Consider the following 11947-nt stretch of genomic DNA (forward strand, 5'->3'; position numbering starts at 1 on the left):
AAACGAATCAGGAACGATATGGGGCTGGTCGATACCTCTTCCAGCCTCATCAAGCCCCGCCATGCTGTTCCACTACACACATCTCAAGCCTGAGGCGATTGCCGAGAAGCTAACCAGGAAGCTGGGGAGGCGCCTGCTCAGCCCGGACCTTGGGCTGCGTCTTCGGCATTGGGCCGCCCCGGCGACAGTAAACATATGACTTGCAACACCACATGGCGGCTGCACGACGGCTACAAAACCACCGCAAAAATGTTCGGGGCCATCCGCTAATCCGTTTCACCTGAGCTCCCCCTGCGTGGCCTGGGGTCCATCGTTTGGGCTGACTAGGAGGGCGGGCGACTGGGTTGGGCTGCGGGCTATGCCTGAGCCATGAGCACTGTTGGCCGACAGGGGCTAAGCCTTTAAAGTTCCTGTGGAAATTCGGGCGAGCTTAAGAACTTCAGAGGAACCAGCTTGGCCTTTCAGACGTTCGCGAGGGGTGACCTTACGTGAGGGCTCGCCATGCTGAGTACCATTCTCATCATCATCCTGATCCTGGCCCTGCTGGGTGCTCTGCCGCTCGGCGCCGGGTACAATCGCAACTGGGGCTACGCTCCGGGTGGCGTGGTCGGACTGATCCTCGTCATTGTGATTGTGATGGCCCTGATGGGCCGCATCTGACGGCGGCACAAAGGCGGGCTGACCGAGGAATCATCACGCCCTTACAAACAAGGTAACCCTGGATTGGGGTTTGTAAGGACTGATGATGCCTTCGCCCCATGCGGGGTTTGACGACCTCGTCTGCGGCTCGGCCTCGGTGGCGAGATTCTTTGCCCTCCTTGTTAAGGAGCCTTCCAAATATAATCTATTAGTAGACCCCCTTAACTGGGGGGAGAGCATCCGTCGCCTACTGCGCTGGATGGGCAGAGCATGCCTCAGGTTAATCAAGCCAGTTGCCGACCGACTCCACCGCCCCGAATGAACAAAACTTCCTGGGCCGTCGGATGCAGCCGGATTTCCAAACCGAGACCTAATCGTGATCGGCGGAGGAAGGCAGGATTTCTGCGCACTACGATCACGTGTTCGGCATCCGCTCAATTAACCCAGATCAATCACTGCTTCGGGATCAGCACTCTGCCACTTGGATATGCGGCCAAAGTCACAGACTCGGTTTCTGGCCCAGTGTACACCGGCATCACGTCGGAGGGCACGGTGATCACACTTCCATTCCTCGTTGCTGCAGTATTCATTCTTGCGCTCAGTTCCGCCTATGCCTCGTTTCAGTATCCCCGGCGCCGACGATCACTCGAACTACTAACTGGGCTGCTTCTGGTGGTAAGCCTCAGCATGTTGGGCGGAAACTTATCCCTGTTCTGTCGCGGCGCCGCTCCATTCTGAACCTGCGGCAGCAGTCGATGGCAAGCCCCATCAGTCCAGGCCGTCAGAGCCGGGGGCGTCATAAAGGTAAGCAGGACCGTAGGCGTAGCCTTCAGCAGGCGGCCGGCGGTAGGCTCGCCGCACCGGCACTGGACCGTAGTCGTAGCCATCTGCCGCCTCGGCGCCCATCTGCAGGCCAGCCGACATGACCCCGCCGGTCTCGTAGCGTGGCTTGCGATGAGCGACCTTGATGCCCTTGTCCTTCCGCCTTGCGACCACTGCAGCGCCGCCTTCGATGGTCACCCCGGTGTTACCCGGCCCCTCCGCTTTAACGAGGCTGAACAGGGTGGCGGCATTCTTCGGTGAAAGGCGGACGCAGCCGTGGGAGGCTGGTCTGCCAAGATGACCCGTGTGGTTGGTGCCGTGGATGGCATGTCCCTGCGCCGTGAAGAAGATCGCGTGGGGCATAGGTGCATCGTCCCACTCCTTGGAGAAGTGATCCCGCTCCATCCGGAAGGGCTGATAGGAACCGCTGGGCGTGTCGTGGCCCTTCACCCCGGTGGAGACCGGCCACGAGTAACGCTGCCGACCGTCAACACTGACGCTCATGCGCTGTTCGGCCTTATCTACGGTGATGCGCACGTCCGCCATGGCAGGCGGGGAGAACACCGTCGTCAGCAGCAAGCTCGACAGTGCAACAGACAGGCAGAGGCGCATCGGAAACCTTCATGAACGGCGAAGCCTCCGACTACGCCTTCGGGCCTCGAAGTTCCAACAGCCAAGGCTCATGGACCGGCAGCGGTTGATCAGCCCATCATTGCACCGGTGTGGAGGCAGCCTGCTTCACGTCCGCGAGGGCCAACCCACAGGCGACTATGTTCCAGCTTGCCTAGGCCCGGCTCTTACTCCGCCGAATCTGTGGGGATACTGTTCCGACCATGTACGAGGCGCCAGCCGCCTCCTTCACCTCAATATAGGAGTCCCGCGAAGCTCATTTCTCAACCGATTCCGGCACCGCCCGTTCGGCAGCCTGGAAGCCGATCTTTGAATGAGTGCCATCGCAGAACGGCTTGGTCGAGGATGCGCCGCAACGGCAGAGCGCCGCCTTGTCCTGTACGGCGTAAAGGTTTCCGTCGGCGTCCACCAGCTCGATCGGGCCGGAAACGGAATAGGGGCCGTTTCGTCTCACGGTGATCTTCACATCGGCCATCGGACCTCTCCACGCCGGCTCCGTGGCCTCCATCATAGACCTATTGTTCGCCCAAGAGGAGGTGACCTGCCCTCGCGATGAAGATCAAGCATGACATGATCTGCGAGAGGCCGGAACAAATGAACCGAGAGGCGACCCGGATTGCTCAAGGACCTCGAGCCGGGACGGCTTGCCTCGTCCCAGCCTGTCGGAAGTCTTCTAGTTGCTTCGGCGCAGTATGATGGGGTGTGACCCACCTCGCCTGCGGCTCGGCCTCGGGCATTCCGCCCTCGGTGGCGAGATTCTTTGCCCCCCCCTGTTAAGGTACCTTTCTAATAGAATATATTAGCAGGACCCCTTAACTGGGGGGGAAGAGCCAGCATCCGTCGCCTACTGCGCCGGATCTGCGACGATGCTAGTCGACCGCTTGAATGAGGCGCCGGCCGAGTGTCCCTGCCGAGCCGGGGACAGCTTTCTTAGCCAGGAGGCTGTACGCAGATGAAGCCGCCTGCTTCAGCCTACTCGGCAGCCTCAAGCGCCTTCTTCCGGCTTCGGCCCTTCGCCGGAGCCGGGGTGCTTGCCGGAGCCGAGGGGCTTGCTGAAGACTTCTTGCGACTGCCACGGCTCTTCGGAGCCTCAGACACGGTCTCTGTCTTTCCGGCAGCCTTCGTGGCCAGCTTGCGACGCTGCTGGCCGAGGCCCAGGCTTTTGGCGAGAGACGACCGTTGTTCAGAGTAGGAGGCCGCCACCATCGGATAATCGCGAGGCAGTCCATGCTTCTCCCGGTATGCCTCGGGCGTCAGGCCACGGATCGTGAGATGGCGGCGCAGCGTCTTGTACGGCTTGCCGTCCTCGAAGCTGATCAGAGCATCGTGCGTGATCGACTTCTTAATCTGAGCGGCTGTGGGTTTTGTCACCGCCGGCTCGTTTGACGCCGCAGCTTGTCCGAGCCCGGCCAGAGCCGAGTGAACCTGAGCGATCAGGGCAGGGATTTCAGCCGCAGCTACGTGGTTGTTCGAGAGGTATGCGGCGACGATGTCGCTCGTGAGTTCGAGGTGATTACCCTGCTGTGTTTCGGTGCTTTCGTCCATTTTGGCCTCCACGCTGTGATCAACACGATCTGCGCCTCTCTTGCGCCGAAAGCAAGTACTAGGTGCACCTAGAAGCGAATTTTCAACCTGTGCTTCACAGACAGGTTTAACGAAGCCACTCAGCATCGGCGTAGGGACTCATTCCAAGCATGCCTTTACCTGATTCCGCAGGGATCTGAACCCGTTCAGGCAGCGAGCAACACGCAGTCACCAAACTTTCCCTCGACAAGCTGTGAAGCTCGGCCGACACGCTCAGAGCAACGGCAAGATATGAAAGTGGCTCCGCCGTTCAAAGTTCGGCAGGCATATTGTGGAGGCCGGAACAGTGATGTAGATCACAGTTGCCGTCTCGAGATACAATGTATCCAAGTTCAAGCTGCCGTCGAATCGATTCGGGCAGCGGCCGAGTCTTGCAGGCGGGTGCAACAATAAGAACTTTGGAAATTTCTGACACTGAGGCCCCGCTTTCTGCTCCAAACTTGGAGGAAGGTAAGATGGCGAACTTCGGCAGCGCAATCCTCAAGTCTGCGGTGCTCTCTGGATCCATCACGAGTGCTGTCAGCCCTTTCCCGGATAAACTCGCTATCATCGAAGGCCAGCATCTGACTGGAACCAATGGCGACGATGTCATGTATGGCGGGTGGGGCAACGACGACATCTGGGGTGGCCCCCACGGTCATGACGTTCTCTACGGAGGATACGGCAATGACACGCTGTCGGCCTCATGGGACGGCAGCACCTTGTACGGAGGAGCGGGCAAGGACACGCTCCTGGGCGGCCCCAGCAACGACACGCTCTACGGTGGGGCCGGCGACGACCTGATCTACGGCGGGACAGGTGTCGACCAGCTCTATGGCGGTGAGGGCCACGACACATTCACGTTCGGCCCCCACTACACCGACCTCGGCTACAGCGGCAGTGACACTGGCGACTTCACCAAGGGCCAAGCCGACACGATCCACGATTTCACGGCCGACGACACGATCAAGCTCGTTGGAGACTTCACATACGCCGGGAACACAGAAACCCCAGGCGTGGGATCCTACGGTGTTTCCGGAAGCGACGGGCACTACATGGTCACCTACCATCTTCAGGATGGGTACCATGACATCTTGGTCGAGGGTGCAGACCCTACCGGGCATGTCGTCGTGTCATCGATCTTCTAGATGAAGCCATGCTGACGCTGCCCTCGTAGAAATTATGAGGGCAGCGGTTTAGGCGGCTCGATCAATTCGGAAGCGGCCATGACCAGAGTAGCTAGAGGCCGAACGGGACAGGCCGCGTGCTCTTTCCCTCTCGCCTTTCCAAGGTCGGGTGTGGAGGTTCATCATTTGAAATGATATTGTTGGCCGGATACGGCGAATGTTGCGAAGCTGCCTCCACACCTTCGCAGCGGAAGGGGAAGAGCATATAGCGGACCATCGAATCCGAGAGACTTGAGGATGTTGGCGCCGCTCAGGCGGCGAGCTCGCTCTTGGAGGTGTCCAATCTTCATGCGCCCCTGCGTTGGCTTCCCCACTCCTCGCGTCGCCCAGCTCTAATGCTGGGTCTCACCTTCCGGGAGGCCAGCCTTCCTCAGCCCTTCAACGATTCTTTGGTACTCGACTAGGAACTCGGGGTTGTCAGAAAACCCCGCTGTTGCCCATTTTTTGACTGTGTAGCCGGGCATCAACTTCAGAAGCTCTGTGACCGCCGTCTCTGCTTCGGCCCTTTGATCGGTCCAAGCATAAGCTGCAGACAAGTCAATGTAAGCTAGCCAGAGTGGCCCGGCTGCAACTGATTTACGGCACCAAGTAATGGCCTCCAAGTCGCGACCCAGGTGCGTAAACGCATGGCACATGTGAAAAAGCCAAAAATTGATCGCCGGATCGTGCGGACTTAGTCGTAAAGCTTTCTCAATGAGCGGCAATGCTTCGTTCGACTTGCCAAGCAGAATCTTTGTATGCCCAAGCTCCTCGTAGGCGACGGCCAGATTTCTATCATAAGTAATGGCAACCTCGAACTCGGGGACTGCTAAGTTATGTTTCTTCGCTGCCTTAAGTATCTCACCCTTTACAAAGTGGGCCATTGCGTTCTTAGGTGCTTCAGAGAGGACGGGCGCAATGGCCTCATCTGCTGCAGCTAAATCTTCGTTGGGATTTGCACTCCAACGGAGCCAAACTAGATATGATAAGGCGCGGGCTTTTCCCACTAACGCCGAGGTAAGCTTCGGATCCTGCTGAAGAGCAAGCTCAAAAATCTTGAGCGCCTCCTGCAGGTGAGCACGACTAGGAGCCCGGTTGAGAGCGGCCCAACCACGCATGGCAAGGTCGTTTGCTGTCGGATTGTTAGGTCGCTCACGGAGGGAGCGAAGGCTCTCGGCCTGAGTGAGTTGCACATCGAGCGACCGGGCGAGCCGGGCCACGAACTCCACCTGCAGCTCACCGAGACGGCTGCGTTCTCCCTCGAAGCGGTCCGCCCAGATATGAGCCCCCGTCTCGGCCGAGATGAGCTGGGCATTCACCACGACCTGCTCGCCTGTGCGGCGGACGCTGCCCTCCAGCACGTAGCGGACACCGAGGTCACGCCCGACCTGCTTCACATCAACCGCCTTGCCCTTGTAGGTGAAGGCGGTGTTGCGGGCGATGACGAAGCTGCCCGCCAGATGCGACAGGTCGGTGGTCAGGTCCTCCGTGAGCCCGTCAGCGAAGAAGTCCTGCTCCGGGTCATTGCTGAGGTTAGCAAAAGGCAGCACCACGAGGGAGAGGCCCGGCACAGGCTTGGGCGTATTGCTCGCCTGGAGAGCAGCGGTGGCTGCAGCGTCAGGCGCCTTGTGGCTGGACCAGGACCACCAGCCCAGCCCGCCTGCCGCAAGGAGAGCGGCAATGCTGGCGGCAAGCAGGAGGCGCTTCGAGGCTGGCGAACGACCTGCCGCCCGCCCTTTCGCTTCAGCCGGAACATCCTCTGGCTCGTCCTCTGCCGTCTGTTCGGGCAAGCTTCCCACGGCTTCAGCCGAAAGGCCGAACACGCCGACGGGACGGGCGATGTTCTTCAGCTCCCGTTTGCCCAGATCCTCGAAGCGGTAGGGCAGCTTGTCTCGGACCTGATCGTGAACGGAGCGGGAGATGCACAAACCGCCGGGCTCGGCCAGTGGCTCCAGGCGAGCGGCCACGTTGACACCGTCGCCGTAGAGATCGCCGTCCGGTTCGGCGACGACATCGCCGACGTTGATGCCGAAGCGCAGCCGGAACTGCCGGTCTTGGGGCAGCCCGGCGTCCCGGGTCAGCATGGCACGCTGGATCTGGACGGCGCAGGTGACGGCTCGCAACGGGCTCGGGAACTCGACCAGGAGCCCATCGCCCATGGTCTTGACGATCCGGCCATGAGCTGCAGCGATGCTGGGGTCGAGTACCTCCCGGCGAAGTGCCTTCAGCCGGCGCAGCGTGCCCGCCTCATCCGCACCCATGAGGCGGCTGTAGCCCACGATATCGGCGACCATGATGGCCGCCAGACGACGTTCAGCGCCGACCTTGTGCATGCCCCCTCCTGAGCGAACAGTGATGATCGCTCACGCTTCTTTGCTCTTGAGCTCTAACACAGCGGGTGGCCCGGCGGTACGGTCCTGCTGCCACATGTGACTGTGCCGTTCAGCACAGATTTATCGTTGTGACCCAGCCACCTTTAACCAATCGAACGGCCTGAAGGGGCAAGGCTGAAGCCGCTGCTCGGCAGGGCATCTCCCCATCTGACGTATTGATCCGCCATCAACGTTGTTGAATCGTGCGCTGCAGTTATAGCTCCTGCAGTCGGAGCGCTGAGATCGACTCATGGCCAGCTCGACACCCTCACCGTCGTGTCCCTTCATCCAGCGGCTGATCGCTGCTCTGGCCGAGGATTTGTCGGACTCACCACGCCGGCAGGATGAACTGCTACTCAGGCTCCTGCTGGCGCTGGAGTTGGAAGCAGAGGAAGGCGGCGCAGCGGAAGCGTCGCAGATTGTGATTGCTCGGGTGCGTCGGCTGGCGGGCATAGCCGCCTGCAAATCGTCATCTTCGGTGACGGTACGTCATTGAACAGATATGGTAATGTGGCCGAGGCAGAGACGTATGACACCCATTCGCCATGCTGGAGGGCTTGTTCTCGGTCGAGAGTAGGTAAGCAGGGCGGATCTGCTAGGCTCCCGCATCGACGCGGGGAGAGGCGCCATGCGGCCACGGACACCACGACCAGACTCGCTACACAGCGTCACAGTTCTGGAGATCCTCGAAGCCCTCGATTCCCAGCATGGCGAGGCCGGGGTTCCGTTCAAGGATCTGGAGGGGACTGCGCGATCCCGGCTCCCCTTCCAGGCTTTGACGGATGCCTTGAACGCCCTGGTTACCGAAGGAGCGGTTGTGCGTGTCCGCGAGAAGCCGGCCCGGCTCAGGATCAGCAGTGTCGGACGAACCCAGCTTGACGGGTACAGATCTTAAGCAGCAGCGCAGGCGGGCACGCCCGGTTCGTACCTCGATTACCGAGCCTACCGTCTGACCCGCTTGGTGCCTACCCAACTGGTTGCGGAGAATTACGTAGAGGTTGGGTAGGAGGGCCGCCATGGAATCGGACGACGTCATTTCTCAGCCGCAACCTCAGGATAGCTCGCTTATCGAACAGGCCGCCCAGATCGTGTCGGCCTACGTGACCTGCAACCATGTGGCGGCCGGAGAACTTCCCGGTCTGATCCGAGCCGTCCATACCTCGCTCCTTGGTCTCTCTCAGCCTACGGCCGCAACCACTGAGCCCGAGGTCGAGAGGCCGACGGCTTCGCAGATCCGGAAGTCGATCACTCATGACGCTCTGATCAGCTTCATCGACGGCAAGCCGTACAAGATCCTCAAGCGGCACATCACGAAACATGGACTCGATCCGTACAGCTACCGTGCTCGCTATGGCCTGCCCACCGACTACCCGATGGTGGCCGCCAGCTACGCCGCCCAACGTTCCGAACTGGCCCGAGCCACCGGACTTGGGCGAGCGGGCGCTCCGGTCGAGGCTGGGCAGAGCAGGGGCCGAGGCCGGAGCCGGAAGTAAGCTTCCTAATCACCTGTTGCCGCTTTGCTGCGTGGCGCGGCCAATCCGGCATTTTCCATGTACCTTTAACATATGCGGATGGCTCCGCCGTTATCATGGTCAAGGCTCCGCACCCAACTTTGCCAGGGGGCGGCAATGTACGATCATGAGAAGATGCCTGTCTGGTTGCGCCGGCAGCTGCAGCGGCGCTTGGACAGCGGGGGCGACGTGAGAACGATCCGGCAGGTTGCCAAGGCGGCCAGCCTGAAATCACGAAGAACGCAGGGCGCTACGTCGACCGAGCCCACCGCTTCGACTGTCGCGAGCAATGTCGTCCTGTTCCCGGTGCAGGGTACGCTGCCGGAGGCACCCGCCGGCAGAGAAGCCTGCTGAGCAGAGCCGCTCTGCGTGTGAGGTGATGATCCGCCCCACAGGTTTGGCCGCTCATCTCTCCGCAGCTCCGCATCAGGGGAGGGCAGGAGCAGGGTACCGAGGCCGCGGGCTCTCTATCAGGCACGAGAGCCGGCAGGCTGATAAGCCGGAAGCCGCCTGCAGGAGCCTTGACCCGAGTTGAGATGGCGTTTCAGTCGAGGTCGCCCTTGAAGTCGGCGCAGGATTCGTGGCTGATCCTGGCCCATCAGGCGGCTATGGCCCACGAGATCGACGACCATGATGGCCGCCAGATACCGTCCAGAGGTCACTCTGCTTGGACCGGTGCCCTGAACCGCCACGGCTCCCCGCCTGCGTCGCTCCTGCTGCGGTTGTATCGTATGCAGCTTTCGCAGGGCAGCATTTCGGAAAATGCATCCACAGGTGCTGTGGAGCACAGCGTCCTCACCGACGGCCGGTCATTCTGAGGCAATCATCTCACCCGGAGGCGGGCGATGCTTACCTCGATCATCAGCACCGTAGAGCTTTGGTGGCACACGCAGCGGGCGCGTCGAGAGACAGAGGCCCTAAGCGTCGAGATGCTGGACGACATAGGGTTGACTTACGACAAGATACCTCAGCGTAAAACTTGGCTGTAAGGCTGAGAGAGCGGGGTTTGAACCCATCGCCCTGGAAATCATGGCGAGTCATATCCGCCGCTCCAGTGGAACTCTGGCGACGACCAGCAGGCAGTAGACGGGACAATTGCTCGCCCACTCCTCCACGCGAACGGAAGCCTTTTCCGAGGTGGGGGTGGTTGGACACATTGAGCGTCCCTGCAGCATCGGCCGGTCTCATGACCGGGCCGGCAGCATCCGGCGTAGCACGCTGTCCTGCCAGAGATAGTGATGCATGAGTGCCGCTGTCGTGTGGAACAGAGCCACGACCATCAGCAGGTTGGCCATGAGGCCATGCCAGTGTGTCAGCGGACGGCGCAGCGCCTTATCGCCAAGCTGCGGCAGGCTCACGACGCCGAAGAGGCTCACGCCCCGCACGAAGGCGTTAGCGATCCCCAAGCCGACGATGACGGTCAGCAGCACGTAGAGGGCAGCGTGAGTCGTCTTGGCGAGCCGATGCAGAGGCCCAGGATCGCCGACAGGAAGCTTCCGCCCCTTGGTCTGACGCCAGACCAGCAGGGCCACGAGGACGGCCGTGAACAGAAAGCCGAGCCCGAAGTGGACTGACCAGATGGCCGAGCGTAGCGGCCCTTTTGCAAGCAGGTCCTCGACGAACTCACCAATGAGCCAGAGCACGATGACCAACGCTGCCGTCAGCCAGTGCAAGCCAACGGTGATGCGGCCATAGCCGGAGGTGTCCCGTTCCATCATCTCTGATCGGTCCTGGTCGGAAAGCCCCAGCAGTTAAGCTGGTCGACGCCGCATCCTGCTTGGCTCGCCGCAGAAAGGCATCTCGGGCACGGCTCATCGGAGGGCAAGCATCGTCACGATCGTGGCAACCACTGCGGCAAAACCGCAAATCTCAGTTGCTCCATGTTAGCCAACCTGTGACAGGATGCGGAGGGCCCCGTCTACCACCACGACGATCCCGACCACCAACAGCCGGTCGAGGAGCCAGTTGCTCGGCATCGGCTCGCTTCACTCCTCCGCAGCGGTGAAAGCCGCTACCTGGATCCATGTGCCGGTGGTCACGATGGCTGGCCGTGAGTCATCGGCCGAGACTGGGCGAGGTATCAACTGCCGTGCTCGGTCGGTCAGAAACCAGCGTCCGGGATGAGCATGACTGTCACGACGTGATGTCCTCGGTCTGACGAGCCCCTTAGCCAAGATGGAGCGTACGGTTCGCATCTCCCAAGGTTTGATCTCCTGCAACGGGCCTTCCTGCGCCAAGCGCCTAAGCAAGGCTCGCTGTCCAGGCGTCAGCAGGCGCCATGTTGGTCGTGTTCCTGGCTCCGTCAACTTAGAGTTCGAATTAATCCAATCTGCAGGGGTGGCGCAAGCATCTGGGCTAGTTCCTGGCACAGGACACGTCGGGAACAATCCATCGAAGAAGTGCGGTGGAGTGGGACAGAGCGGACAAGCAATTCGGACCCTCGCAATCCTCTGATCCGCTTGAGCCGAAAACACGGCTGGCTGCAGGCGATTGCGCATAGCCAGCCGATTGCCGGGGATGACTTTCTTGAGCCCCTTGCCAAGCCTACATGGCGCTCCAGCTTGGCCTTGGGCCGAGAGGCCACACACAATCAACTTTTGCACAAGGAAACGCCTGATGAAGTCCCTTGCCCTACTCGCCCTGACCTTTGCCTCAGTGTCGCTCTCGCCAGCCCTGGCCCTTGAGGTCTCCAAGTCCTTCGATGTTGCAGCCCCTCCTGCCAAGGTTTGGCAGACCATCGGCGACTTCTGCGGCATCGGTAGCTGGCACCCGGCGATTGAGAAGTGCGAGCCGTCAATGAAGGATGGAAAGCCCGTCCGTACCCTGAGCCTTAAGGGCGGCGGCACCATCGTCGAGGAGCAACTCGCCCGCGACGACAAGAAAATGGATTACACCTACACCATCCTGCAAAGCCCACTTCCGGTCTCCGACTACAAGTCGACGATCATGGTGATGCCGAGCGGCTCGGGCTCGAAGGTCCAGTGGCAGGGCACCTTCAAGGCCAAGGGCGCAGACGATGCCAAGGCTAAGGAGGTCATCACCGGCATCTACGATGCGGGTCTCAGCGCCATCGCCAGCAAGGCGAAGTAAGCGGCGAACGGCGGGTCCTCCATCCGAGGGCCCGCCACCCGGGTGAGCCCCGTACCGCTAGAGCTGTTCCCGGTCAGCTAGCGACGGTCAAGTCGTCCTCGTAGCCGGCTGCGGCGAGGTAGTTGCGGCACTCCTGCGGAGTGAAGCGCGTGAA

General features: G+C 60.9%; 11 protein-coding genes. 6 read left to right on the plus strand and 5 right to left on the minus strand.

The window, feature by feature from the left end:
* The first annotated feature begins 501 nt into the window (after window positions 1-501).
* Window positions 502-660 (plus strand): DUF3309 family protein, encoded by a 159-nt coding sequence (locus WDW90_RS13735; protein WP_336487950.1) that lies wholly within the window; start codon window positions 502-504, stop codon window positions 658-660.
* Window positions 661-1407: 747 nt separating this feature from the next.
* Here WDW90_RS13735 and WDW90_RS13740 read toward each other — a convergent pair.
* The 3 genes from WDW90_RS13740 to WDW90_RS13750 all read right to left on the minus strand — a co-directional run bounded on the left by WDW90_RS13740 (window position 1408) and on the right by WDW90_RS13750 (window position 3636).
* On the minus strand, window positions 1408-2073 hold the full coding sequence (locus WDW90_RS13740) for a L,D-transpeptidase (RefSeq protein WP_336487951.1): 666 nt from the start codon (window positions 2071-2073) through the stop codon (window positions 1408-1410).
* A gap of 274 nt (window positions 2074-2347) precedes the next feature.
* Complete coding sequence (locus WDW90_RS13745) at window positions 2348-2566, minus strand: CDGSH iron-sulfur domain-containing protein (RefSeq protein ID WP_336487952.1); 219 nt, start codon at window positions 2564-2566, stop codon at window positions 2348-2350.
* A gap of 497 nt (window positions 2567-3063) precedes the next feature.
* Window positions 3064-3636 carry a Ros/MucR family transcriptional regulator gene (locus WDW90_RS13750; RefSeq protein WP_336487953.1) on the minus strand — a complete coding sequence of 191 codons (573 nt, stop codon included), beginning with the start codon at window positions 3634-3636 and terminating at the stop codon, window positions 3064-3066.
* A gap of 494 nt (window positions 3637-4130) precedes the next feature.
* Between WDW90_RS13750 and WDW90_RS13755 the strand changes: the two genes are divergently transcribed.
* A complete protein-coding gene (locus WDW90_RS13755; protein WP_336487954.1) occupies window positions 4131-4802 on the plus strand; it encodes a calcium-binding protein in 672 nt (223 codons plus the stop codon).
* Window positions 4803-5173: 371 nt separating this feature from the next.
* Here the strand turns inward: WDW90_RS13755 and WDW90_RS13760 are convergent, their stop codons facing one another.
* A complete protein-coding gene (locus WDW90_RS13760) occupies window positions 5174-7153 on the minus strand; it encodes an adenylate/guanylate cyclase domain-containing protein (protein WP_336487955.1) in 1980 nt (659 codons plus the stop codon).
* A gap of 289 nt (window positions 7154-7442) precedes the next feature.
* Between WDW90_RS13760 and WDW90_RS13765 the strand changes: the two genes are divergently transcribed.
* From WDW90_RS13765 to WDW90_RS13775, 3 genes are all read left to right on the plus strand, one after another.
* Complete coding sequence (locus WDW90_RS13765) at window positions 7443-7688, plus strand: hypothetical protein (RefSeq protein ID WP_336487956.1); 246 nt, start codon at window positions 7443-7445, stop codon at window positions 7686-7688.
* A 520-nt stretch (window positions 7689-8208) separates the two neighbouring features.
* Window positions 8209-8685, plus strand: a complete 477-nt coding sequence (locus WDW90_RS13770) for a Ros/MucR family transcriptional regulator (protein WP_336487957.1) — start codon at window positions 8209-8211, stop codon at window positions 8683-8685.
* A gap of 578 nt (window positions 8686-9263) precedes the next feature.
* On the plus strand, window positions 9264-9521 hold the full coding sequence (locus tag WDW90_RS13775; RefSeq protein WP_336487958.1) for a hypothetical protein: 258 nt from the start codon (window positions 9264-9266) through the stop codon (window positions 9519-9521).
* A 366-nt stretch (window positions 9522-9887) separates the two neighbouring features.
* Here WDW90_RS13775 and WDW90_RS13780 read toward each other — a convergent pair whose 3' ends face one another.
* The gene (locus WDW90_RS13780) at window positions 9888-10421 is read right to left on the minus strand and encodes a cytochrome b (protein ID WP_336487959.1); all 534 of its coding nucleotides are present in this window, start codon (window positions 10419-10421) and stop codon (window positions 9888-9890) included.
* A gap of 898 nt (window positions 10422-11319) precedes the next feature.
* On the opposite strand from WDW90_RS13780, the gene WDW90_RS13785 reads away from it, so the two are divergent.
* Window positions 11320-11793, plus strand: a complete 474-nt coding sequence (locus tag WDW90_RS13785; protein ID WP_336487960.1) for an SRPBCC family protein — start codon at window positions 11320-11322, stop codon at window positions 11791-11793.
* Window positions 11794-11947 lie beyond the last annotated feature (154 nt).

It is taken from the genome of Methylobacterium nigriterrae (assembly GCF_037106235.1).
GTDB classification, from domain to species: domain Bacteria; phylum Pseudomonadota; class Alphaproteobacteria; order Rhizobiales; family Beijerinckiaceae; genus Methylobacterium; species Methylobacterium nigriterrae.